The organism is Azospirillum oryzae (genome assembly GCF_008364795.1).
Lineage (GTDB): Bacteria > Pseudomonadota > Alphaproteobacteria > Azospirillales > Azospirillaceae > Azospirillum > Azospirillum oryzae.
In genome coordinates, this window is record NZ_VTTM01000007.1 from 302,532 (window position 1) to 327,007 (window position 24,476).

The window sequence follows — 24,476 nt, forward strand, 5'->3', positions numbered from 1 at the left end:
GTGGCCCCCTGTCCGCACTGTTGCACAGAGGCACCAATCGGGATTTGCTTTGGCCTGTCAATGCGAAATCAGGTGGTGCCTTAAGCCTTCCGGTGCTTCAATCCGGCCCGTCATGCACGACTTCGGTACGACCTGATGACCGGCCTTGTCCGCGCCTTCAACGGCATCCTGCCCACCATCGACCCGACCGCGTTCATCGCGGAAACGGCGGCGGTGATCGGTGATGTCGTGATCGGGGCGAACAGCAGCATCTGGTACGGCTGCACCGTGCGTGGAGACGTCAACGAGATCCGAATCGGCGCTCGCACCAACCTCCAGGACGGCACCGTGATCCACGTGGCCGCCGAAGGGCAGGGCACCTACATCGGGGACGACATCACCGTCGGCCATATGGCGCTGCTGCACGCCTGCACGCTGGAAGACGGCTGCTTCATCGGCATGAAGGCCTGCATCCTGGATGGGGCCTATGTCGAGTCGCGGGCGATGGTCGCCGCCGGTGCTCTGGTGACGCCCGGAAAGCGGGTGACGTCCGGATTCTTGTGGGCCGGCAGCCCTGCTAGACCGGTTCGCGAGCTTACGGAAAAAGATCTCGCGGTTTTTCCTGTGCTCAGCCACCGTTATACGGATTTGGCGGAAACCTACCGGAAAAGCTGCTATGGAAGTGGAGCATAGGTCAAGGTTCAGGTAGGGTTCGGCCGAACGGCTGAGGTGTCGGAACATTGCCGCACACCACATGTTGGGAAGGTCGATACCGCGCTTGCACGTGGGCAGATGCTTCGATTGATAGGTTCATCCCCCGCAGGCACTCTGATGGGGAAGGGTTCTGGAAGGGAGTGAAGACAATGAAGACTATTGTTCGCGCGGGTCTGGCTGCCATCCCGGCCGCCATCGTCGCTTTCGGTCTGTCGGCGGCCGCCAATGCCCAGGACGCGAGCCTGGTCGGCAAGGGCACCGAGTGGTGCAACCCGGTCATCGGCTGGGGCAACGTTGCCGCTCGTACCGGTGACGGCGGTTACGTCATCCATCAGGGCAGCTATCCGTGCCCGCCGGCCGCTGCCGCTCCGGCTCCGGCCGCCGTCGCTGCGGTCCAGAGCGAATATCTGGTGTTCTTCGACTGGGATAAGTCGAACATCACCCCGGCCGCCGATCGCGTGATCGGTGACGCGGTGTCGGCCATCCTGAAGAACGGTGGCGCCAAGATCAACGTCGTCGGCCACACCGATACCTCGGGGTCGCCGGCTTACAACCAGAAGCTGTCGGTGCGTCGTGCCGACGCGGTCAAGAAGGCCCTGGTCGCCAAGGGCATCCCGGCCGCCAACATCACGACCCAGGGCAAGGGCGAGAGCCAGCTGCTGGTTCAGACCGGCCCGAACGTCCGCGAGCCGTCCAACCGTCGTGCGCAGATCCTGCCGCGCCTGCTGAACGCTCCGTCGTCCTAAAGGACGGTTGGCAGGGGGCCGTTCCGGGGGTATCGGACCGGCCATCCCGCCAGCGGGAGAAACCGCAGGAAAAAGGCCGCGCCGGGCTTCCCGGTCGCGGCCTTTTTCCGTTTCGGACTGCTGTCAGCCAGCGGTGTCTCAGCCCTTGATCTGGGCCGGGTCCTGTTCCGGCTCGCCGGCGGTCAGACGCAGCGGCAGCACGCCCGCCCACACCGGATGGTCCATATCCTCCGGATCGTCGCCGGGCGGGCCGGATCGCCGCTTGGCCGACGCCTCGGCGATGGGGAAGGCCAGCACGGATGTGGCCTTCAGCTCCTGCGCGTTGGGCGCCCGCACCTTGGCGCTGCGGCCGGGTTCGATCTTCTCCATCAGCGCGTCGAGCGCCGCACGCTTCTCCGCCTCCTCCGACACCAGCCGCGGCCGGCCGAACAGCATGACCGAGCGGTAGTTGACGGAGTGATGGAAGGCCGAGCGCGCCAGCACCCACCCGTCGATCAGCGACAGCGTGATGCAGGCCTCGCCCCCCTCCTGCAGCCGCCGGATCATCCGGCTGGAGGAGGCGCCGTGGATCATCAGCTCGTCCCCCACCCGCCAGGGAACCGTCGGGATCACCATGGGGGAGGGGGCGCCATGGCCCTTGATGGCGTCGTCGACGAAGCCGACGTGGCAGATCGGCGCCTCGTCGATGATGGAGTGGATCAGGGCGACGTCATGGTTGCCGCGGTCACCTAGCCGCACCGGACGGGTGCGCGGGGTCGGGGCCAAGGCGGCGGGGGAATCGGCCGTAGGGGGATCGGCCATAGGGGAATCGGCCATAGGGGAATCGGTGAGAAGGCTGGTCATGGTCGTGCTCAAGGCCGGAACTGTTGCGATGGCCCAGAATGACCGGCAGAATGGTTCCTTCGAAAGGTCCGGAATGTCGATTCCATAGGGACCAATTCTCCACACTCCTGGAAGGCTCGCCATGGCCCGCCCGGCGCGTCCGGTTCTGTCCAGCCTCGGGCCGGTGGCGCTCGACCGTGACGGAGCGGAGCCGCTGCACCGCCAGCTCTACCGCGCGCTGCGTCAGGCGGTGCTGGACGGCCGGCTGCGTCCGGGCGAGCGTCTGCCCCCCAGCCGGGCGCTCGCCACCGAGTGGGGGCTGTCGCGCAACACGGTGGTCACCGCCTACGACACGCTGCTGGCGGAGGGCTATGTCAGCGGCCGGGTGGGGGCCGGCACCTTCGTCGCGCCTTCGCTTCCCGATGCGGCGCCCGGCGGCGTTCCGTCCCGTGACGAAGCCCGGCGCGGTGTCGGCCTGTCCGCCCGCGGCCGGGCGCTGGCGGAGGCGCCGGCCATCGCCCGCGACCGGGCCGGACGGCCCTTCGCCCTCGGCACACCGGACCTCGGCGCCTTTCCCGTCGAGTTGTGGGCGCAACTGCTCGGCCGTTGCTGGCGTCACGGCGGACGGACGCTGGCGACCGATCCGGACCCGCTCGGCTATGCTCCGTTGCGGGCGGAGATCGCCGCCTATCTGCGTGCGGTTCGCGCCGTGCGCTGCGAGGCGGAACAGGTCGTCATCGTCTCCGGCGCGCAGCAGGGCTTGGCGCTGATGGCGCAATTGCTTCTCGACCCCGGCGACGAGGCCTGGGTGGAGGAGCCCGGCTGGCCCGGCAACCGCGCCGCCCTGCTGGGGGCCGGGGCGCGGCTGGTCACGGTGCCGGTGGACGGCGAGGGCATCGACGTCGCCGCCGGCATGGCCAGTGGGGCCGGCGCCCGGCTGGCTCTGGTCACCCCCTCCCACCAGTTCCCCCTGGGTGTGACAATGAGCCTCGCGCGCCGCCTGCGCCTGCTCGACTGGGCAGCCGCGTGTGACGCCTGGATCGTCGAGGATGATTACGACAGCGAGTTCCGCTATGCCGGCCCGCCGCTGGCCGCCCTCCAGGGGTTGGACGGCGCCGGCCGCGTCATCTATGTCGGCAGCTTCAGCAAGGTGATGTTCCCGGCGCTGCGGCTGGGCTATGTCGTGGTGCCGCCCGATCTGGTGGAGCCGGTGCGCGCCGCCCGCCGCCATTTCGACGGCGGGACCAGCGTGGTGCCGCAGGCGGCGCTGCACCGCTTCCTGGCCGACGGCCATTTCGCCTCGCACCTGCGGGCGATGCGCTCCCTCTACGCCGCCAAGCGCACCGCCATCCTGGAGTCGATCACCAACGCCTTCGCCGGCTTCGCCAGCCCCGAGGCCGGGGAGGCCGGTATGCATGTCCTGCTCCGCCTGCCGTCCGACTGCCCCGACCATCTCCTGGCCGAACGCGCCGCCCGCATCGGCCTGACCACGCCATGCCTGTCCAGCTACCACCGCGCCGCCGATCTGGCTGCCGGCACCGGGACCACCGGCAACGGCCTCCTCCTCGGCTTCGCCGCCCACGACCCGGCGACGCTCGACCGCGCCGTGCGCGATCTGGCGCGGCTGGCGGCCGATGTGGCAAACCGCTAAACCGTCTCCGCCACCCGCTCGACCGCCGGCACTTCCCAGGCCGGGTAGCGCAGGCTCAGCTGGTGCGGGCGGTCCCGCATGTCCAGCACCGGGCGCAGCACCGACGGGTCTGCGCGCATGGCGTCCTCGCCGGCCATGTGGACGATGCCCAGGCGGCGGTTGGGCAGGTAATACTCCACCAGTTCCCGCCGCTCCGGGTCGAAGCGCCAGGGTCCGATATAGTTGCACCATTCCGGCAGAAGCTCGACCGGCAGCCCGTCCAGATAGATCGCCCCCGCCATCGCCAACTGGTCGGAGGTGAACAGCCGGCCCTTGCGCAGCACCCGCTTCTGCCAGCGCTGGAACGCCTCCCAATGCGGCGCGTCGGACTTCAGCGCATAGGCGCCGGCATTCAGCGTCGGGCGGGTCGCCAGCGCCCGGCATTCCGCCGTGGTCAGCCCGGCGCGGCTGGAGTTCTTATAAAGGATCGACCGCACCCGCGCGAAGCGGCCGAACAGCCAGTCCAGCCGCAGCTCAGTCTCCGAAAAGCGGCCGAACTGGGCGACGATGGCGAAGCGGTTCAGCGCCGCCCCCCGCCGCAGCATCTCCACCGCCTCCCAATCCTGCACCCAGGCGTCGGCGTCGATCCAGATCACCGTGTCGTAGCCGGGGAAATATGTCGGCAGGTGCAGCTTGGCGAGGTTGGCCTTCAAATGGATGCGGTTGCGCAGCTTGTGCGCGGGGATGCTGACCGGCCAGGGCGGCGTCACCACCGCGGCCCCCTGCGCCTTCAACTCCACGATCTGCCCGTCCGTCAGGCCCGCGTCGATCACGCCGATGGGGCAGTCGGCCGCCGGCTTCAACGCCCGCAGCGACGCGATCAGCTCGCGGATCAACGGATGATAGCGGCTGTCGCCGCCGGTGACGACGATGAAGGAGCCCAGCATGATTTACCCGATACGCCATAGGCGTAAAGTTGTGCGTAGAGCCACCCTGCCTGGATAACCCTTCGGCGTCAATCGATGTCCCGTTCCGATTGCTGCGCTCTCGAACGGTTGAGCGGAAGCTCCCGCCGGTCCCTCTGAACGTGGTACGCCCCGATTCTCGCCGTCTTGCCTATCCGGAAGTCAGGGGTTGTCTGACGGGCCTTCGGGTGAAACCTTCGCCCCTGTGTCTTGTTTCCGTCCCGTGTTCCCGCGACACGTGTTCCGTCAAACGCTTCTCGAAAGTGCTCGACCCATGATCGATCGGCAGGACCGGCTCTGGTACAAGGACGCCGTCATTTACCAATTGCACATCAAGGCGTTCTTCGACGCCGACAATGACGGCATCGGCGATTTCGCCGGCCTGACCCAGAAGCTGGATTATATCCAGGAACTGGGGGTGACGGCGGTGTGGCTTCTGCCCTTCTATCCATCGCCGCTGCGCGACGACGGCTATGACATCGCCGACTACACCTCGGTCAACCCGACCTACGGGAACCTGGATGACTTCCGGCGCTTCATGGAGGAATGCCACAACCGCGGCCTGCGGGTGATCACCGAACTGGTCATCAACCACACCTCCGACCAGCATCCCTGGTTCCAGCGCGCGCGGGAGGCGCCTCCGGGGTCGAACCACCGCGACTATTATGTCTGGTCCGACAGCGACCAGAAATACCAGGGCACGCGCATCATCTTCTGCGACACGGAAAAGTCCAACTGGACCTGGGATCCGGTCGCCAACGCCTATTACTGGCACCGCTTCTACTCGCACCAGCCCGACCTGAACTTCGACAATCCCGAGGTTCTGGAGGAGGTGCTGAAGGTGATGCGCTTCTGGCTGGACATCGGGGTGGACGGGCTGCGGCTCGACGCCATCCCCTATCTGAAGGAGCGCGAGGGCACCAACAACGAGAACCTGCCGGAAACCCACGATGTCCTGAAGGCGATCCGCGCCGCGCTCGACGCCGAATATCCCGACCGCATGCTGCTGGCCGAGGCCAACCAGTGGCCGGAGGACGTGCTGCCCTATTTCGGCGATCCGGAAAAGGGCGGCGACGAATGCCACATGTCCTTCCACTTCCCGCTGATGCCGCGCATCTACATGGCGGTGGCGATGGAGGACCGGCATCCCATCGCCGACATCATGCGCCAGACGCCGGACATCCCGGCCGACTGCCAGTGGGCCATCTTCCTGCGCAACCACGATGAACTGACGCTGGAGATGGTCACCGACAGCGAGCGCGACTATCTCTGGAACTTCTACGCCGCCGACCGGCGCATGCGGATCAACCTCGGCATCCGCCGCCGCCTCGCCCCGCTGCTGGAGAACGACCGCCGCAAGATCGAGCTGCTGAACAGCCTCTTGATGTCGATGCCCGGCACGCCGGTGCTCTATTACGGCGACGAGATCGGCATGGGCGACAACATCTATCTCGGCGACCGCGACGGCGTGCGCACGCCGATGCAATGGTCGATCGACCGCAACGGCGGCTTCTCGCGTGCCGACCCGGCGCGGCTCTATCTGCCGGCGGTGCTCGATCCGATCTACGGCTTCATGGCCGTCAATGTCGAGGCGCAGGCGCGCAACCCGTCCTCGCTGCTGAACTGGATGAAGCGGCTGGTGGCGGTGCGCAAGCAGCGCCAGAGCTTCGGCCGCGGCAGCTTCTCGCTGCTCTATCCTGGCAACCGCAAGGTCCTGGCCTATGTCCGTTGCCTGGAGACGGAAAACGGGTCTGAGATCGCGCTGTGCGTCGCCAACCTGTCGCGCTCGGCCCAGGCGGTGGAGCTTGACCTGAAGACCTGGAAGGGCCGCATCCCGGTCGAACTGCTGGGCCGCACCGTCTTCCCGCCGATCGGCGACCTTCCCTATCTGCTGACCTTGCCGGCCTACGGCTTCTACTGGTTCGCCCTGACTGCGGAGGCGGAGCTGCCGACTTGGCACGAGACCCCGCCGGAGCCGGTGCCCGACCTGCTGACCATCGTCATGCGCGACGGCTGGCACAGCCTGACCACCGGCAAGGCGGCGGACGAGCTGGGCCGCGACATCCTGCAGGCATTCCTACCCCAGCAGCGCTGGTTCTCCGCCAAGGACCGCCGCATCACCCGCTCGCACGTCACCATGGCCGCCCAGCTGTCGGGCCCCGGCGACGGCTTCATGCTGGTCCGGGCGCAGGTTGGGCTGAGCGGAATGGGATCGGACGGTGCCGCCGCCGACCAGAGCTATTTCCTGCCGTTGGCGATGAGCTGGGAGAGCGGGGCGGGCGGCACCGGCTGGCCGCTGCTGCCCTACACGCTGGGCAAGGTGCGGCGCGGTCCCAGGACCGGCGCCATCTATGACGCCGTGCAGGCCGACGGCTTCGCCCTGGCGCTGATCGAGGCGCTGCGCCGCGGCGACACGCTGAAGGCCAACGCCGGTGACGACGTCGTCCGCTTCACCGCGACCGAGGCGTTGAACGCCATCGAACTGTCGGAAGAGGCCGAGGTGCGGCGCCTGGGCGTCGAGCAGAGCAACACCTCCGTCCTGGTCGACAGCCAGATCGTGCTGAAGGTGCTGCGCCGTCTGGTGGAGGGCGAGCATCCCGAGGTCGAGATGGGCCGCTTCCTGACCGAGGTCGGCTTCGCCAACACCCCCGCCCTGCTGGGCACGGTGGAACAGGTCGCCGCCGACGGCACTCCGACCGCGCTGGCGGTGGCCCAGGCCTTCGTCCGCAACCAGGGCGACGGCTGGGCCAGCACGGTCGAGGAACTGGAGCGCCAGCTGGAGGACATCCGCCTTGGCGTCGCCGGCACCACCGAGGACGCCGCCGAATCGGGCGAGCCCTTCGGCATGCATCTGGTGATGATGACCACGCTGGGGCAGCGCACCGCCGAACTGCACCGGGCGCTGGCGCAAAATACCGGCAATCCGGCCTTCGAACCGGAGCCGATCACCGCCGAGGATCTGGCGCGCTGGGCCGATGCCGCCCGCGTCCAGGCGGAGGCCGCCTTCGCCGCCCTGCCGGGAACGCTGGACCGCCTGCCGGCCGACGTGCGCGCCGATGCCGAACAGCTTCTGGCCCGCCGGGCAGAGGCGATGGACCGGCTGGCGGCGCTGGCGTCGATGCCCGCCGACGGCGTCAAGACCCGCATCCATGGCGACTATCATTTGGGTCAGGTCGTGCGGGCGCAGAACGACTGGTACATCCTCGACTTCGAAGGGGAGCCGGCCAAGACGCTGGAGGAACGCCGCGCCAAATCCAGCCCGTTGCGCGACGTGGCCGGCATGCTGCGCTCCTTCAACTATGCCGCCTGGGCGGCGCTGTTCCGCCTGGACAGCGCGGGCGAGGGTTCCAACAGCGGCGACAGCCCGGCACTGGCCGCCGCCCGCGACTGGGAGCGCCGCAGCGTCGAGTCCTTCCTCGACGGCTACCGCACGGTGATCGAGGGCTGCCCGGCCTGGCCGTCCGCAGCCGGCACCGCACGCGGCCTGCTGACCCTGTTCCTGCTGGATAAGGCCTTCTACGAGATCGGCTACGAGGCGGCGAACCGGCCCAACTGGATCGGCATCCCGGTCAAAGGCGTGCTGGGCCTTCTCGACGATGCCAACGAGGCGGGCGCGAAGGGGTGACCGGGCAAATCCGCGGCGGGAATGGTGTGACGAAACCGCCGCGGGTATGTTCACCTCCGGAGAAGGCGTTCCCTCCGTCTGCCGTCATTCCCGCAAAGGCGGGAATCCAGGGCTCCCCAAAACGGGGTTTAGCGCGTAAGCCTGGATCCCCGCCTTCGCGGGGATGACGGGGATGGAACGGTTGTGGTCCACAAGACGTTGGGGCCTCCACGAAGAAGGGCACTTGGCCAATGGCGAGCGACATGACGACGGACACCCGCAAGGATCAGGCGCAGACCGGCGTCTCCGAAAGCCGTAACAGCGCCACCGATCACCGGCCCGATCACCGGATGGAGGCCCTGCGCGCGGCGGCGGACGCCATCGCGCGGGCCGACCATGGCGATCCCTTCGCCGTGCTGGGCATGCAGCAGGAGGCCGCCGGCCGCCCGGTGGAGGTCCGCGCCTTCGTGCCCGGCGCCGAGCGGCTGTGGGTGATCGACAGCGCCACCGGCGAACCGGCGGGCGAGGCCGAGCGCATCCACCCGGACGGCTTCTACCTCGCGGTGATGCCCGACCGGACGGAGCGCTTCCGCTACCGCCTGCGCGCGCAATACCCGCTGGCGACCCAGGAGTTCGAGGATGCCTACCGTTTCGGCAACATGCTGGGCGAACTCGATGTCCATCTGCTGGCCGAAGGCACCCACCTGCGCACCTATGAGAAGCTTGGTGCCCATCCGCGCGAGGTCGACGGCGTCGCCGGTGTGTCCTTCGCCGTCTGGGCGCCCAGCGCGCGCAGCGTCAGCGTGGTCGGCGACTTCAACAACTGGGACGGCCGCCGCCTGCCGATGCGCCGGCGTGTCGAGGTCGGGGTGTGGGAGATCTTCGTTCCTGGCGCCCGTCCCGGCCAGCGCTACAAGTTCGAGATCCGGGGGCCCAACGGCAACCTGATGCCGGCCAAGGCCGACCCCTACGCCTTCCAGGCGGAGATGCGCCCGGCCACCGCCTCGGTCGTCCACGGCCTGCCGCCCTACGAGTGGCGCGACCACGAGTGGCAGAGCCGCAAGGTCGCCACCTCCGACCGCACCGCGCCGATCTCGATCTACGAGGTGCATCTCGGCTCCTGGGCGCGGGTGCCGGAGGAGGACAACCGCTTCCTGACCTACCAGGAACTGGCGGAGCGGCTGATCCCCTACGCCAAGGACATGGGCTTCACCCATATCGAGCTTCTGCCGATCACCGAGCATCCGTTCGACGGCTCCTGGGGTTACCAGCCGATCGGCCTCTATGCGCCGACCGCCCGCCACGGCTCGCCGGAGGATTTCAAGGACTTCGTCAACGCCTGCCACCGCGCCGGGCTGGGCGTGCTGCTCGATTGGGTGCCGGGCCATTTCCCGACCGATCCGCATGGGCTGGGCGATTTCGACGGCACGCATCTCTACGAACATGCCGACCCGCGCCAGGGCTTCCACCAGGACTGGAACACCCTGATCTACAATTTCGGCCGGACGGAGGTGCAGAACTTCCTGCTCGGCAACGCGCTGTTCTGGCTCGACCAGTACAAGCTGGACGGCCTGCGCGTCGATGCCGTCGCCTCCATGCTCTATCTCGACTACAGCCGCAAGGAAGGGGAGTGGGTCCCCAACAAGTTCGGCGGTCGCGAGAACCTGGAATCCATCGCCTTCCTGAAGCGGATGAACGAGCTGGTCTATGGCCAGCAGCCGGGCGCCATGACGGTGGCGGAGGAATCGACCTCCTGGCCGATGGTGTCGAAGCCCACCTATCTCGGCGGTCTCGGCTTCGGCTACAAATGGAACATGGGGTGGATGCACGACACGCTGCATTACATGCAGAACGACCCGATCCACCGCCGCTATCATCACCACCAGATGACCTTCGGGCTGATCTATCAGTTCTCCGAGAACTTCGTGCTGCCGCTCAGCCATGACGAGGTGGTGCACGGCAAGGGCTCGCTCATCAACAAGATGCCGGGCGACGACTGGCAGAAGTTCGCTAACCTGCGCGCCTATTACGGCTTCATGTTCGCCCATCCCGGCAAGAAGCTGCTGTTCATGGGCGGCGAGTTCGCCCAGTGGAACGAATGGAGCGAGGCGCGCAGCTTGGACTGGCACCTGCTGGACCAGCCGATGCACCGCGGCATGCGCGACCTCGTCCGCGACCTGAACGGCCTCTACCGCGAGCTGGAGCCGCTGCACAAGACCGACTGCGACCCGTCCGGCTTCGAGTGGATCGAATCGAACGACAACGAGAACTCGGTCTACAGCTTCCTGCGCAAGGCCGACGATCCCGAGCACATCGTCATCGCCGTCTGCAACTTCACCCCCGTCCCGCGCCAGGGCTACCGCGTCGGCGTTCCGCTGCCCGGCCGCTATGTCGAGCGGATCAACACCGACGAGGGCAAATACGGCGGCAGCGGCCTCGGCAATCCCGGCGGCGGCGTCTATGCCGAAGAGGTGCCCTGGCACGGCCGCACCCATTCGCTCGACCTGACCATCCCGCCGCTGTCCACGCTGATTTTGGAACGGAAGGCGGAGTAGGGGAGAGGAGGCGCGGGGCGCACGCCCGGTCGGATTGCCGTGCCGGGCTTACCGCCGCCGCCCATCCGTGATAGGAAGAGTCTCCGATGGGACGAGTCCATTCCCGGATGAAGGAGGCCTGCGCATGTCCGCCCCGATGACCGATTGCCGGATGCGCCGTTTTCCCGCCGGGACGACGGATGGAACAGTGGAACAGGTGCCGGGAAACTGTTCCATCCTGTTCCAAACGCCCATCGCGACTCCATCGACCCAAACCGACGGATCACGGCGGCGCCCATGAACGACTATTGCATCGCAAGCGGTTACCGCCACCGGCTCGACCCCGCCTACACCGAGGATACCGACGGCAGCAGGGTGGTCTGGCAGCCCGACGTCTACGCGGCGGCGGCGGTGCTGGCCGGCCGCTATGGCGCCCGCACCATCATCGATATCGGCTGCGGCGGCGCGAAGAAGCTGGGGCTGCTCGCCGGACGGTTTTCGGTGGTCGGCATCGATTACGGCAGCAATATCGAGTATTGCCGCGCCACCTATCCGTTCGGCCGCTGGTTGACCGTCGACCTGGATGGGGAGGAGGCGCCGGCGCTTGCCGAAGCCCTGCGGTCGCTGGGGCCGGAAACCCTGGCTGACGCCGTCGTCGTCTGTTCCGACGTGATCGAGCATCTGGTCCGGCCCGACGGGCTGCTGAAGGTGCTGGCCGGCATCGCGCCCGCGGTGCGGGCCTGTCTGATTTCGACCCCGGAGCGCGAGCGCACCCATCACCCCGGCCATGCCGGGCCGCCGCCCAACCCCTGCCATGTGCGGGAATGGACCCTGGCGGAGTTCCGCGCCCTGCTGGACCATTTCGGCCTGCCGGTGATGCATGCCGGGCTGACGGCTTCGCACAACCGCGGCCGACCGAAGAGCACCATTCTGGCGGTGATTGACCACAATGCCCGGCCGGCCGCGCTGGCCCGGCAGGAACGCCCGGTGACTGCGCTGCTGGTGACCCGCGACGATGCCGAGCATGTCGAGGGGCTGGTCGGCCGGCTGCACGCCGACGGCATCCGTATCCATGCCATCGACCTGGGATCGACCGACGGCACCCATGAGCTGCTGGGCGGCCAGTCGGCAAAGCTGGCGGCGTTGGAGCGCATCGCCACCCCGCTGGTCGCCGATGACGGCAAGTTCGACAGTTTCTGGCACCATGTGGAGGATGTCGCGGCGTCCTGTCCCGGCCATTGGATGCTGCTGCTGGAAGGCAACCAGCGGGCGGCACCGACCGGCTTCGGGCCATCCCTGCGGTCGGCGCTGGCTGGGGTGGAAGCCAGCGGGTTCAACGCGGTGAGCTTCACCGGGCTCGATTTCCATCCCGTCGATGGCGGCTATGGCAGGGCGCTCGATGCCGAGGCCTATTTCGGCATCTGTTCCTTCGCCCGTTCGACGGCCTCCCGCCACATGACGCGCGCCTGGATCCAGCCGGATTCCCATTCGGTTGGGTTGGCCGACACCGCCGGCTGCGCGCCGCTGTTCATCGGCCGGCGTGATTTCCCATACCGCTTCCTGATGAAGTCCTATCCGAAACGCCGGTTCCTGCCGGAGGATCCCTGGCTTCCCGCCCGCGTCGCACACAATGCCGCCTGGGGCTTCCCGCCCGGCGGACTGGACCTGATGGATTTCCATCAGCCCGATTTCCTGGACCGCAATTTTACGGAATGCGTCTTCGGCGTCGGGGTGCTCCGCCATGACTTCGGTCTCTAGCCACGGTCGGCCTATCCGGTCCGCGGGCGCCCTGGACTGCGGAATTTGCACGACCGGCCCGTGCCGGGTCGCGTATCGGCTTGATCCGGCTGTGGTTTTCCCGCCATCCTCTTTCGTCTTTCCCCACCGGTAGTCCGCATGCCCTCCACCCCCGCCCGCACCCCGGTCTGGCCCGGCAAGCCCCATCCGCTCGGCGCCACCTGGGACGGGTTCGGCGTCAATTTCGCGATCTTCTCCGCCAATGCCGAGCGGGTGGAGCTTTGCCTGTTCGACAAGACCGGCCAGCGCGAGGTCGAACGGATCACCCTGCCGGAGCACACCGACGAGGTCTGGCACGGCTATCTGCCCGACGCGCGGCCCGGCCTGCTCTACGGCTACCGCGTCCACGGCCCCTACGAGCCGGAGGAGGGGCACCGCTTCAACCCGAACAAGTTGCTGATCGACCCCTATGCGCGGGCGCTGTTCGGCGGCTTCAAATGGTCGGATGCCCATTACGGCTACCGCGTCGGCTCGACGAAGGAGGACTTATCCTTCGACCGGCGCGACAACGCCCGCGGCATGCCGAAATGCCGGGTGGTGGACGGCGCCTTCACCTGGGGCCATGACCGCCACCGCCGGGTGCCCTGGACCGACACGGTCCTCTACGAGACCCATGTCCGCGGCTTCACCATGCGCCACCCGGAGGTGCCGGCCCATCTGCGCGGCACCTTCGCCGGCATGTCGACCCAGAGCGTCATCGAATATCTGCGCGCGCTCGGCATCACCTCGGTGGAGTTCCTGCCGGTCCAGGCCATCGCCGACGAACAGCATCTCGTCACCCGCGGCCTGACCAACTACTGGGGCTACAACACCATCGGCTTCTTCGCGCCGGAGCCGCGCTACATGAACACCGGCGTCCTGTCGGAGTTCAAGACGATGGTCGCCCGCCTGCACGAGGCGGGGATCGAGGTCATCCTCGACGTCGTCTATAACCATACCGCCGAGGGCAATCATCTGGGGCCGACCCTGTCCTTCAAGGGCATCGACAATCTCAGCTATTACCGGCTGATGCCGGACAGCCCGCGCTACTACATCAACGACACCGGCACCGGGAACACGCTGGATTTCAGCCACCCGCGCGTGGTCCAGATGGTGATGGACAGCCTCCGCTACTGGGTGACGGAGATGCATGTCGACGGCTTCCGCTTCGACCTCGCCACCGTGCTGGCGCGGGAGCCCTACGGCTACGACCCCGGTTCCGGCTTCCTCGACGCCGTGCGGCAGGATCCGGTGCTGGCCGACGTCAAGCTGATCGCCGAGCCGTGGGATGTCGGTCCCGGCGGCTATCAGGTCGGCAACTTCCCGCCGGGCTGGGCGGAGTGGAACGACCGCTACCGCGACACCGTGCGGCGCTACTGGCGCGGCGACGACGGCATGCTGCCGGAACTGGCCGGCCGCATCGCCGGCTCCGCCGATCTGTTCGAGAAGCGTGGGCGCCGCCCCTGGGCCAGCGTGAACTTCATCACCGCCCATGACGGCTTCACCCTGCACGATCTCGTCTCCTACAACGACAAGCACAATTGGGCGAACGGCGAGGAGAACCGCGACGGCCATTCCTCCAACTGCTCCTGGAACCATGGGGTGGAGGGGCCGACCGACGATCCCGCGGTGACGGAACTGCGGGCACGGCAGAAGCGCAACATGCTGGCGACGCTGATGCTGTCGCAGGGCACGCCGATGATGCTGGCCGGCGACGAGCTGGACCACAGCCAGGACGGCAACAACAACGCCTACTGCCAGGACAACGACATCACCTGGCTGGACTGGAGCAAGCGCGACGGGTCGCTGGTGTCTTTCGTCCGCCGGCTGGTCGCACTGCGCCGTGCCCATCCGGTTCTGCGCCGCCCCCTCTTCCTGCATGGGCGGGAGGTGGCGGCCAACGGGCTGAAGGATATCGTCTGGTACAACGCCCAGGGGGTGGAAAAGACGGCGGAGCATTGGCGCAACACCCAGGCGCGCTGCATCGTTCTGCTGCTGAACGGTCGCGCCGGCACCCATGTCGGCTCGGACGGGCAGCCGCTGTCCGACGGGGTCCTGCTGATCGTGCTGAACGCCCATGCCGACATCCTGACCGTGACCCTGCCCGACGTGCCGGGCGGCCGGGGATGGCGCTGCGTGCTCGACACCCGCGTCGCCGATGGGGCGGGGGACGAGCGCATCCATCTGGCCGGGCGCTCGGCCCTGGTCGACGGACGGACCGTCCTGGTCTTCACCCTGGTGGAGCAGCCGGGCATGTGAGGGGCGGGCATGAAACAGGTGGCGCCTCGCCCTGCGATCCTTTGCCCACTGTCCATACCCCCGGCGGAGATGCTACCGCGACGGGCGAAGACAAAGCGTGTTACGCTACGCCGCGCGTTCCCGTCACAGCGGCAGCGGAGCTTCGGGTAGGACGATGCCGGATTACGATTTCTCGCAGGTCGACGCCGCGATCATCGACAGCCAGCTCAACACCGCGCGCGTGTTCCGCGACGTGCTGATCCGGCTGGGCTTCCGCCGGGTGGAGCTGTTCGATTCGGTGAAGGCCGCTACCGGTCTCTTGGCTGCCGCCATGCCCGATCTGGTGCTGGTCGATGCCGACGGCGAGGATTCGGAAGCCTTCCGCTTCATCCGCTCCCTGCGCAACGAACCGGCGGTGCCCAACCCCTTCGCCTGCGTCATCGTCACCACCTGGGCGCCGACCCCGGCGCTGCTGACCCGCGTCACCAATGCCGGCGGCGACGATCTGCTGATGAAGCCGGTGTCGCCCAAGCAGGTGCGCGAGCGCATCGTCAGCCTGATCGAGGCGCGCAAGGGCTTCGTCGTCACCGCCGACTACACCGGCCCCGACCGCCGCAAATCCCCGCGCGAGGGCGCGCAGGTGCCGGTGCTGGACGCGCCCAACACGCTGCGGCTGAAGGCGACCGGCCAATGGTCCCAGTCCGGCGCCCGCATGCGGCTGAACGAGGCGGTCGCCACCGTCACCACCCAGAAGCGGCTGCGCGCCAGCATCCAGGTCGCCTTCCTGGTCGAATTCGCCCTGGCCGGGCTGGCGCGGCCGGTTCCCGACCGCATGTCCATCGACCATGTCGGCCGCATCGGCGGCTTCCTCGACGACCTGCTGCGCCGGCTGGGCGACGACGGCGACCATGCCCCGGTGGAGGCGGTCGCCCGCGCCATCAAATCCCTCGCCGACAAGGTACGGGCCGCCGCCGAAGCCGGCCCCGTCTCCGCCGACGACCGCGACCAGTTGCAGGCGCTGTCCCGCGCCCTGATGCAGGCCGTCGATCCCGACCGCCCGCTCGAGGCGATGACGCGAGAGGTCGCCGCCGCCGTCGACGGTTATCGCAGCCGGCTGGAGCAGATCGCCCAAGCCAAGGCCGCCGCTGCGGCATCGGCGCTGGCGGCGTCATCCGCCGATGCGGCGGGCGAGACCGCGAACGAGTCGATCGCTTCCTCCGCTCCGCCGCCGGCCACGGCCGGGCCGGCGGGCACCGCCCTGTCGGCTGGCTGATGGGGCCAGTCAATGGGGCCGGTCAATGGGGGAGTGCCGATGGCATAGGCCGCCGGGCGGCATTGACGCCACGGGCCGCGACCCCAATCCCTAAGCCCCACCCTCTTTCCGTACAACCCGCGGGGACCCTGCATGAGTGATCTCGACCGGCTGGCCGATCTGCTTGGACTAGAACCCCACTATCACGACATCTGGGGCAACCGGCGGGAGACCTCCACCGCCACCAAACGGGCACTGATCGCCGCCATGGGGTTGCCGGCCGCCACCGACGACCAGGTCGCCGACAGCCTCCACGCGGTCGAACGCCGGTCCTGGAGTCGCCCGCTGCCGCCGGTGCTGGTGATCGGGGAAGGGCAGGGGATCGATCTGGGCGTCGCCCTGCCGGCCGGCCTGGACGATGCCACCCTGGCGTGGGACCTGACGCCGGAGGGCGGCACGGCCCAGGGTGGCCGCATCGCCATCCGCGACCTGCCCGTCACCGACCGCGCCACCCTGGACGGCACGGCCTACGAGCGCCGCGCGCTGGGCGCCCAGCTGCCGGTATCGCTGCCCATCGGTTACCACCGGCTGGACCTGCATGTGGAGACCGCCGGGGGGACGGCAGGGCCGTCCGGCTCCACCACCCTGATCGTGGCGCCGGACCGCTGCGTGACGGTGGAGGAGATAATGCCGGCCGGCCGCAGCTGGGGAATCGGCCTGCAGGTCTATTCGCTGCGGTCGGAGCATGACTGGGGCATGGGCGATTTCGGCGACCTCGCCGGCTTCGCGGAAGTTGCCGGGCGCCTTGGCGCCGGGCTTGTCGGCCTGAACCCGCTGCACGCCCTGTTCCCGGCCGACCCCAACCACATCGGTCCCTATTCGCCATCCAGCCGCCAGTTCCTGAACATCCTCTACATCGACCCGGCTTCCGTTCCCGAATACGCCGGCGCCGACGATCTGCGCGCCCGGATCGAGGCGCCCGCCTTCCAGTCCGCACTGGCCGCCGCCCGGCAGGCGGAGCTGGTCGATTACCCCGCCGTCGCGGCACTGAAGCTGCCGCTGCTGGAGGCGCTGCACGCCCGTTTCCGTGCTCTCCCCGACGACCACCCGCGCAAGGCCGCCTATGCCGCCTTCCGGCAGGACATGGGGCCCGCGCTCGACCGCCATGCCCTGTTCGACGCCCTGCACGAGCATTTCTTTCGACAGGATTCCGCGCAGTGGATGTGGCGGAGCTGGCCGGCCGCCTTCCAGGACCCACGGAGCGCCGAGGTTGCCGCCTTCGCCCGCGAGCATGCCGACCGCGTCGATTTCTTCGCCTGGGCACAGTTCGAGGCTGATCGCCAACTGGGCGAGGCCGCTTCGCGCGGACGCTCCGCCGGTCTTGCCATGGGCTTCTATCGCGACCTCGCCGTCGCCGCCCATCCCGGTGGTGGCTCCGCCTGGGCCGATCCGTCGATGCTGGTGCAGGGCGCCAATGTCGGGGCGCCGCCCGACCAGTTCAACATGAACGGGCAGAACTGGGGCCTTGCCCCTCTGTCGCCGCTGGGCCTGCGCGAGTCCGCCTACCGCCCTTTCATTGAGCTTCTGCGCGCCAACATGCGCCATGCCGCAGCGCTCCGTATCGACCATGTGATGGCGCTGCAGCACCTGTTCTGGATTCCGGAGGACGGCAGCCCCGGCGCCTATGTCGCCTATCCCTTCCACGATCTGCTGCGCATTGTGGCGCTGGAGAGCCGGCGCAACCGCTGTGTCGTGATCGGCGAGGATCTGGGCACAGTACCGGAGGGCTTCCGCCCGGCGCTGGAGCAGGCCGGCATCCTCAGCTACCGTGTGCTCTATTTCGAGCGTACCTCCGACGGCGGCTTCAAGTCCCCCGGCGACTATCCCGCCGGGTCGATGGCGACGGTCAGCACCCATGATCTGGCGCCTTTCAAAGGCTTCTGGACCGGCCGCGACCTGGACTGGCGCCGGCGCCTCGGCCTTTATCCGGACGACGCCAGCCGCGACAAGGACATCTGGGACCGCGGCGTCGACCGCTGGCGCCTGTTGCAAGCATTGTCGCGCGAGGGTCTGCGTCCCGACAGCTATCCGACCGAGGACGGCGATCAGCCTTTCCGCGTCGAACTGTCCGCCGCCGTCCACGCATATCTGGCGCGTACCCCGTCCCGCATCGTGATGGTGCAGATCGAGGACGCGTTGGCCGACGACGAGCAACCCAACCTGCCCGGCACCGTGGACCAGCACCCCAACTGGCGCCGCCGCCTTCCTCGCAAGCTGAAGGAGTTGGAGACCGACGACGACCTCCGCCACATCATCGCCCCGATCGCCGCCATCGCCCCGCGCTGACCGCAGTCCGCCACCGGCGGTCCTGGGGAATCCGGGCCGCCGGCGGCCGTTGGAAAAAAATGCATCCCAAGCGAAAAAAGCTCTTCACAGCCCGGCACATGGTCGCTATAAACCCGCCCACACCACGGGGCACGGCAAACGAGCCGCTCCGGTGACGGTCTGGGGGATCGTCTAGCGGTAGGACAGCGGACTCTGACTCCGCCAGCCTAGGTTCGAATCCTAGTCCCCCAACCAACCTTTTCAATCACTTAGCAACTGCGTTTGGGCCGGTTGGGTGCTCCAGTAAGCACCCAGTAAGCACGGTCCTTCGTGCTGAGCAGCTCTTGGTGGTTGGCCGCAGTTACCGAACCAACCACTTTCAGGCTCATAACCTGAAGGCCGCAGGTTCAAATCCTGCCCCCGCAACCAAATCTAAGCCCCTGGAAAATAATAATTTTCGAGGGCTTTCCGTATCCAGAATCAACCCTCTTCAGACCGCTTCCGGAATCAAACCGGAATCATTTGGATGGAAATGTCTGCGCAGAATAGCGTAGCACGCTGGGCAGGGTTGCGCGTATGGAAGAGGAATGCGAACCGGCCTCACAGTCCGTTCAAGGACAACGAAGATCAAGCCTTGCACGCGGGTTTGCCGCTGTCAGGGAAGATCAGCAGCCACATTCACGATAACGAACTGTGCATCCGGTTCTGCGAAGACCGTCGTGTAGGTGGGCCAGCCGTTCGGAACGGTGCGCCAGTTGGTCGTCTGTGATTGATCGTAATTGAAGATCAGTTGCGGCTCGCGAGCGCTGTTCAGCACGCGAGCGATGGTGGCAAAATCCGGGTGCTTATGGTTCTTGCCGTTGGTGCTAAATAGAAAACGGTGGCAGTCAATCGCCTTAAGGAAGCTGTCATCCGTATTGGCCTTGCTTCCATGATGGGACAGCTTCAGCAGTGCGACTTTTGGCTTTTGGCTCGGCCAATGAAGATTGAGCGCCGACCGCATGACGCTGGGGAAGGCATCACCTGCCAAAAGCGCGAGCTTCCCCTCATACCCCAACATCAAGGCGATGCTGCTTCCGTTGGCGACCGAGGAATCCTCATAGAACTTAGTCGCCGCCATGTTGATGAAGGAGCCAGGCGGCCATGTGTCCGTTTTTCCCAGGAGGTCTGAAGGCTTCCCGGCACCATCCTCAATGGGAGGCGTCACCTTTTCTGCTGGCCATTTGGCGGCGAGGGCCGAAAGGCGTTGCAGATCGGGAGATAGAACCCAAACCTTCATTCCTCCGTCCAACTCGACTGCGTTAGGCCGAATCCGGATGGCCTTGCCGCCGAATTTGCCATTCCAACTATAATGTCCGTCGATCAATGTGGACAGTTCGTCGCCTTCCTTGGCCCCTAACAGGTCAGCCGCGATCAGGTGCTTGCGGCCGTTGAACCAGATATCTTCGATGTCCAGCCATTCTGGTTTGCTTCGGAGCAGACTGAGAACGCCGTCGATGTGATCGAGGTCGTAATGAGTGACGACCAGCGCTTCCAGGCGCAGGCGACCATTTCGCCGGCTGTTCGACAGCACGTTGAGCAGATTTGGCGTGGCATCTATGGTTCCGCCATCGATCAGGACGTGGCGTAGGTCATCCCCACCGCCGTAGCTGACCAACAATGCATCGCCGTTCTCGGCTTGTATCGCTTTGATTGTAAACATTTTTGTTCTTCGTCAGTCGGTTCCGCCAAGGGCCAGATCGGCGTCACCGAAAGCCACTAGGACCAATCCAAGGGCGATGTTCCTCGCCAGGAGCTGCCGGCGCACCTCGGTCACGAATTCGCCGACCGTGGCGGGAGTCGGCAGCCTGGAGGCATCGCGGATGCGGGTGGCAAGCAGTTTCGCCGCCTCGTTGGAGTAACGGCCAAGCACGTCGGTCAGAGCGGCGATCACCACCCTGACGCCGTTCCTCATCATTGCGGATGGCAAGCTGAGCAGAGAGATGGTTCCTATGGCCGAACTGCAGCCGATGGCGATGGCGATGGATGCATCGCCCAGATAGGGTTCCTTCATCGCCTGGATCGGCAACGCGGCGTCGGTGCCGATGTGCAGCGCATTTCTTTCGACATGGGCGATTAGCACCAGCATGGACGGCCGGTCGTTGACTACCATCGCCTTCCAATCGTCCCAGTTCTGCAAGGGCGGCCCCAATTCTTGGGCTACATCGCTGATGCGCGCCAGTTTCTCTTCAACAGGCAGATCATCGTCATGGAAATTGTCAGCACGGTTGCTGGCGGCGAACGCGACATTTCCGATCGTCAACTTCTTACGGCTCGATGGTGCCGTAGGCAGCCTCAGCCACAGCGGGCTTTCAACATTCCGGTCCCAGCGCTGACGCTCGATGATCGTGGAAACACCGAGAAAACCCATTGGGCATAAGGCGCTTGCTGATTGCCTGATGGGGCAGGGCGATCGTGCCCGCCCCGTGGAAAGGCAGCCGTGCCGTTCCGGGCAAAGCTCGACATCCAGCCTTTCCGGGAATGGGCCGTCATACAGATATTCGAACGGGAAGAAGGCATCGGCCTTCGTCATTAACTGAACTCGGCTGAAATTCTTCGGCCAGCCAGGCACCTTATCTCTCAAGGCGTCCAGCATCAGCCCGCCGATCTGGGCAAGATCGAACATCGCATCCCGCGCCGACAGGTCCGGGTTGGTCACGATCGGCTCAAGAATCCTCCGGCACTCGTCACGAAGTTGTCCGATCTCATTGTTTTCGAGGACGGTGACGTAAACCCCCTCCTCCGTCAGGGTGGTGACGCTGGGCTTATTGCCCAGGGAGTCGTTGACGAGAAGCGCAAGATCGAACGCTTTCCGCTCGTCATCGACGGAGGTTACCTCCGCTTCGACGAAGAATTCGAAGGCTTGGCCGGGAAAGCCCTGGAAGCGGGCGGTTTGCAAGATATGGGCGCCGTCGCACACCATCAGCCGTAGGTCGATCGCCTTGCCGGTCACCAATTCGTAAGCGAAGCGGATCGGGTCGGAGCCGCCTGTCCGGGAGACGGAAAGCGATCGCGTGACCACTGTCCGCCCTAATTCCACCATATGCACCTGAAGGATCCGGCTATCGCCGCGCCACCTCACCAAGTGGTCCGGGAAGCTCGGTACACGGCGCTGAAGGGGAGTTTTCGGCCGAATATCGATTTCGATCTGAATGGCGCCCGTTTCGGGTAAGGAAGCCACTGGCCGGTCACCGACATAGACGGTGGCGTTCAGTACACGGGCGGCAGGCGGAGGGAAACGGGGCGGTTCCGGAAGGGCGCGCTCGGTTGCTGTTAAGAATTCCGCCGCGGAATATGAGAACAGGTCCCCCTGTCGCCCCTGCGGCGGGAGCGAGCGCCTGCCCATACGCCTCACATCCCGGCGTGGCGACAGGAAAGATGGGCTTTGCAACAAGAAAGTCTGGTTAGCAACCATCACCTCGCCTGCAACGCCTGTCTCCTCATTGGCTCTTGCTACGGCGTCGTCGACGCTGCTGCGATCGGACATGGCCTGTCCGAATGAAATCAGCCAAGGCCCGGCATTCCCTGCATCAGGAAGCCTCACCACACATCTTGCGCCGTTGATCGCCCGAATCCCGTCCAGCCTTTCGAGCAGTCTGGTGGGGTCGCTTTCAAGCACCACCGCCAAATCCGTGGCCACCCCGCTGTCCGCCAATTCGTCCGCCGACATAGCAACCACCACGTCGGCGACCTCAACATGGGGACGCCAAGTGACCTCACCCATCCGATCGGACAGCAGACGCGCGAGCTCGATTCCATCCTCGGACGTGGCGGTGACCACCACCTTCCCTTCTTCGCGGTTCGGTTCGGAGCGGCGTGGGCGCCGGCCTCTAGGCCATTCGAGAAAAATCCGTTCCGATGAAAGTACCTTGGCGAGATCAGACCGGATCGTTGAAGCTGCATCGCGGAATCGCGACCACCTCCAAACATCACGGGTGATTTTCAATCGAAGCCGAGGAGTCGCCCACTGAAACTCGCTGAAGGCTTTCGCTACCCTGACGGCCAGCACGGGCTCAACCCATTGATTCAGATCGAGCACGGCCTCATCGCCGCCCCAGGCTGCGATGCCGCTGCCACCGACAGCTGATTTTAGGGAGTTTAGTACCTCATCAAATGAAGCGAGATGCCACCAGCGCCAGTCGCCCTTCGGAATCAAAACCCCAATAGCGGCACGCGCGTACGGACCACACCATGCATGTTCGCTGCCCAGCCAAGCGTCATCGTCGAACAGCAATGCAACCCTCCGCTGAGAGATTCCGTACACTTGCAGAAGGTAGAGCAAAGCGCAAGGCCAAGGCTGGCAATCTGGAAGGGAACAAGCATGCGCCGATCCGACCTATCCCGGTGCCCGTGCGTTGGCAGTTGATCGACCTGCCGGATGAGCTGTGGGTTCGCATCCATACCGAATTCGAGAGGGATGCCGCCGACGGGATGTTCAAGGCGGCGACTGACGTTAAACGATCCGTAGGTGGGACAGGTACATACAGAAATCCACTGAGGCGCGTGATGGAGGGCGCTATCCACCGGCGGCGTCATGCCAATACGACTGATCGGAGGGTAAGCACGCCCGCAAGATCTCGGCTTTATCCTGGCCCAACTTTTTCACCGCGACATCGATCCCTTCGCTAATGGCTGAAGGCTATTCCACCGCACACCGTGAACGAATTTGCGCCCGTGCTTGGCTTTTTTCTGATCACCCTGTCGAAGTCAAAGGGTGAGCGCTCCGAGAATAGGGAGAGGGAGGCGTCCGGTGTTCGTGACAGGTTTAAAGGCGGGAGGAGAGGCTTCCTGCCGGCCCGTTGCGGATACCACCCATGCCCGACACTGTGCCAATCGCCCGCTCCGGCACCGACCGGACCAGCCTCTACGCGGAGATCACCGCCCGCATCATCGCCGAGCTGGAAGCCGGCCGGCTGCCCTGGGTGCAACCCTGGGGAACCCCGGCCGCCGCCGCCCCGCTCGGCCTGCCGCGCAACGCCGCTACCGGCCGCGCCTACACAGGCGTGAATGTGCTCATCCTGTGGGGCGCCGTCGTCGCCCGCAGCTTCTCCGGCCAGAGCTGGCTCACCTTCCGTCAGGCTTTGGCGCTGGGCGGCCACGTCCGCAAGGGCGAGCGTGGCACCACCGTGGTCTACGCAGACCGTTTCATCCCCGACGATGAACGCCGGCGCGCAAGGGATACCGGGGAAGAGCCACACGCGATCCCTTTCCTGAAACGTTTCACGGTCTTCAATTGCGCCCAATGCGAGGACCTGCCCGACGACATCGCCGTGGCGCCGCCGATCCCGGAGGGGCTGATCCTGCCGCGGGCCGAGGCGCTGATTCAGGCCAGCGGCGTCGATGTCCGCATCGGCGGCACCGGCGCCTTCTACAGCCCCCAGCACGATTACGTGCAAGTACCGCCTCCACAGGCCTTCTTCGAGCCCGTCAACTGGCATCGCACTGCGCTGCACGAACTGGGGCACAGCACCGGTCACGCATCGCGGTTGAACCGTGACCTGTCCGGGTCCTTCGGCTCCCGCAGGTACGCCTTCGAGGAGCTGATTGCCGAAATTTCAGCTGCCTATCTTTGTGCGTCGCTCGGCATCGTCCCCACTGTCCGTCACGCCGATTACGTCGGCGCCTGGCTGGAGGTCCTGCGCGGGGATGACCATGCGATCGTCCGAGCCGCCAGCCAGGCGAGCAAGGCCGCCGACTATCTGCTCGGTTGCCTGCCTGAGGTCGCTGGTCCCGCTGATGACGAGCGGGAGACGGGGTGATGGCGTTCTCCCTCGCGTCCCGCCTCCCGCCAGATCCGGCGGAAGTGCCCGTCCGACTGCGTGTGCTCAGCCTCGGCACCGGGGTCTGGTCCA

14 protein-coding genes and 1 tRNA gene are annotated in these 24,476 nt (G+C 66.4%); 11 read left to right on the forward strand and 4 right to left on the reverse strand.

What is annotated here, in order from left to right:
* Positions 1-135 precede the first annotated feature (135 nt).
* Positions 136-672 carry a gamma carbonic anhydrase family protein gene (locus tag FZ938_RS20255; protein WP_149200234.1) on the forward strand — a complete coding sequence of 179 codons (537 nt, stop codon included), beginning with the start codon at positions 136-138 and terminating at the stop codon, positions 670-672.
* Between the two features lie 170 nt (positions 673-842).
* On the forward strand, positions 843-1,439 hold the full coding sequence (locus FZ938_RS20260) for an OmpA family protein (RefSeq protein ID WP_149200235.1): 597 nt from the start codon (positions 843-845) through the stop codon (positions 1,437-1,439).
* Positions 1,440-1,577: 138 nt separating this feature from the next.
* On the opposite strand, the gene FZ938_RS20265 is transcribed toward FZ938_RS20260, so the two are convergent.
* Positions 1,578-2,282: a pyridoxamine 5'-phosphate oxidase family protein gene (locus FZ938_RS20265; protein WP_246458009.1), complete on the reverse strand. Its 705-nt coding sequence runs from the start codon at positions 2,280-2,282 to the stop codon at positions 1,578-1,580.
* 121 nt (positions 2,283-2,403) lie between these two features.
* Between FZ938_RS20265 and pdxR the strand changes: the two genes are divergently transcribed.
* Positions 2,404-3,912 (forward strand): MocR-like pyridoxine biosynthesis transcription factor PdxR, encoded by a 1,509-nt coding sequence (pdxR, locus tag FZ938_RS20270; RefSeq protein WP_149200236.1) that lies wholly within the window; start codon positions 2,404-2,406, stop codon positions 3,910-3,912.
* Here pdxR and FZ938_RS20275 read toward each other — a convergent pair.
* Positions 3,909-4,838 (reverse strand): glycosyl transferase, encoded by a 930-nt coding sequence (locus FZ938_RS20275; protein WP_149200237.1) that lies wholly within the window; start codon positions 4,836-4,838, stop codon positions 3,909-3,911. The two genes, pdxR and FZ938_RS20275, sit on opposite strands and share 4 nt — an antisense overlap.
* A gap of 292 nt (positions 4,839-5,130) precedes the next feature.
* Between FZ938_RS20275 and treS the strand changes: the two genes are divergently transcribed.
* The 7 genes from treS to FZ938_RS20310 all read left to right on the forward strand — a co-directional run bounded on the left by treS (position 5,131) and on the right by FZ938_RS20310 (position 18,840).
* The gene (gene treS / locus FZ938_RS20280; protein ID WP_149200238.1) at positions 5,131-8,481 is read left to right on the forward strand and encodes a maltose alpha-D-glucosyltransferase; all 3,351 of its coding nucleotides are present in this window, start codon (positions 5,131-5,133) and stop codon (positions 8,479-8,481) included.
* A gap of 329 nt (positions 8,482-8,810) precedes the next feature.
* Positions 8,811-11,015, forward strand: a complete 2,205-nt coding sequence (gene glgB / locus FZ938_RS20285; protein ID WP_211101126.1) for a 1,4-alpha-glucan branching protein GlgB — start codon at positions 8,811-8,813, stop codon at positions 11,013-11,015.
* A 276-nt stretch (positions 11,016-11,291) separates the two neighbouring features.
* On the forward strand, positions 11,292-12,752 hold the full coding sequence (locus FZ938_RS20290; protein ID WP_149200240.1) for a class I SAM-dependent methyltransferase: 1,461 nt from the start codon (positions 11,292-11,294) through the stop codon (positions 12,750-12,752).
* Between the two features lie 138 nt (positions 12,753-12,890).
* Positions 12,891-15,029, forward strand: coding sequence for a glycogen debranching protein GlgX (gene glgX, locus FZ938_RS20295; protein WP_149200241.1), 2,139 nt, complete (start codon positions 12,891-12,893; stop codon positions 15,027-15,029).
* Positions 15,030-15,183: 154 nt separating this feature from the next.
* The gene (locus FZ938_RS20300) at positions 15,184-16,281 is read left to right on the forward strand and encodes a response regulator (protein WP_149200242.1); all 1,098 of its coding nucleotides are present in this window, start codon (positions 15,184-15,186) and stop codon (positions 16,279-16,281) included.
* 132 nt (positions 16,282-16,413) lie between these two features.
* Complete coding sequence (gene malQ, locus FZ938_RS20305) at positions 16,414-18,606, forward strand: 4-alpha-glucanotransferase (RefSeq protein WP_149200243.1); 2,193 nt, start codon at positions 16,414-16,416, stop codon at positions 18,604-18,606.
* Positions 18,607-18,766: 160 nt separating this feature from the next.
* Positions 18,767-18,840: transfer RNA gene (locus tag FZ938_RS20310), tRNA-Gln, on the forward strand.
* 400 nt (positions 18,841-19,240) lie between these two features.
* Here the strand turns inward: FZ938_RS20310 and FZ938_RS20315 are convergent.
* Both FZ938_RS20315 and FZ938_RS20320 read right to left on the reverse strand, forming a co-directional pair.
* Positions 19,241-20,287, reverse strand: coding sequence for a ComEC/Rec2 family competence protein (locus FZ938_RS20315; protein WP_149200244.1), 1,047 nt, complete (start codon positions 20,285-20,287; stop codon positions 19,241-19,243).
* A gap of 12 nt (positions 20,288-20,299) precedes the next feature.
* Positions 20,300-22,858: a hypothetical protein gene (locus FZ938_RS20320; protein ID WP_149200245.1), complete on the reverse strand. Its 2,559-nt coding sequence runs from the start codon at positions 22,856-22,858 to the stop codon at positions 20,300-20,302.
* A gap of 580 nt (positions 22,859-23,438) precedes the next feature.
* Between FZ938_RS20320 and FZ938_RS20325 the strand changes: the two genes are divergently transcribed.
* Entirely contained in the window at positions 23,439-24,383 is a 945-nt protein-coding gene (locus tag FZ938_RS20325) for an ArdC family protein (protein WP_149200246.1), read from the forward strand.
* Positions 24,384-24,476 lie beyond the last annotated feature (93 nt).

Excerpts from the sequence above, each read along its gene's own strand:
- FZ938_RS20255 (WP_149200234.1), top strand. The coding sequence starts at position 136 with ATGACCGGCCTTGTCCGCGCCTTCAACGGCATCCTGCCCACCATCGAC.
- FZ938_RS20260 (WP_149200235.1), top strand. The coding sequence starts at position 843 with ATGAAGACTATTGTTCGCGCGGGTCTGGCTGCCATCCCGGCCGCCATC.
- FZ938_RS20265 (WP_246458009.1), bottom strand. The coding sequence starts at position 2,282 with ATGACCAGCCTTCTCACCGATTCCCCTATGGCCGATTCCCCTATGGCC.
- pdxR (WP_149200236.1), top strand. The coding sequence starts at position 2,404 with ATGGCCCGCCCGGCGCGTCCGGTTCTGTCCAGCCTCGGGCCGGTGGCG.
- FZ938_RS20275 (WP_149200237.1), bottom strand. The coding sequence starts at position 4,838 with ATGCTGGGCTCCTTCATCGTCGTCACCGGCGGCGACAGCCGCTATCAT.
- treS (WP_149200238.1), top strand. The coding sequence starts at position 5,131 with ATGATCGATCGGCAGGACCGGCTCTGGTACAAGGACGCCGTCATTTAC.
- glgB (WP_211101126.1), top strand. The coding sequence starts at position 8,811 with ATGGAGGCCCTGCGCGCGGCGGCGGACGCCATCGCGCGGGCCGACCAT.
- FZ938_RS20290 (WP_149200240.1), top strand. The coding sequence starts at position 11,292 with ATGAACGACTATTGCATCGCAAGCGGTTACCGCCACCGGCTCGACCCC.
- glgX (WP_149200241.1), top strand. The coding sequence starts at position 12,891 with ATGCCCTCCACCCCCGCCCGCACCCCGGTCTGGCCCGGCAAGCCCCAT.
- FZ938_RS20300 (WP_149200242.1), top strand. The coding sequence starts at position 15,184 with ATGCCGGATTACGATTTCTCGCAGGTCGACGCCGCGATCATCGACAGC.
- malQ (WP_149200243.1), top strand. The coding sequence starts at position 16,414 with ATGAGTGATCTCGACCGGCTGGCCGATCTGCTTGGACTAGAACCCCAC.
- FZ938_RS20315 (WP_149200244.1), bottom strand. The coding sequence starts at position 20,287 with ATGTTTACAATCAAAGCGATACAAGCCGAGAACGGCGATGCATTGTTG.
- FZ938_RS20325 (WP_149200246.1), top strand. The coding sequence starts at position 23,439 with ATGCCCGACACTGTGCCAATCGCCCGCTCCGGCACCGACCGGACCAGC.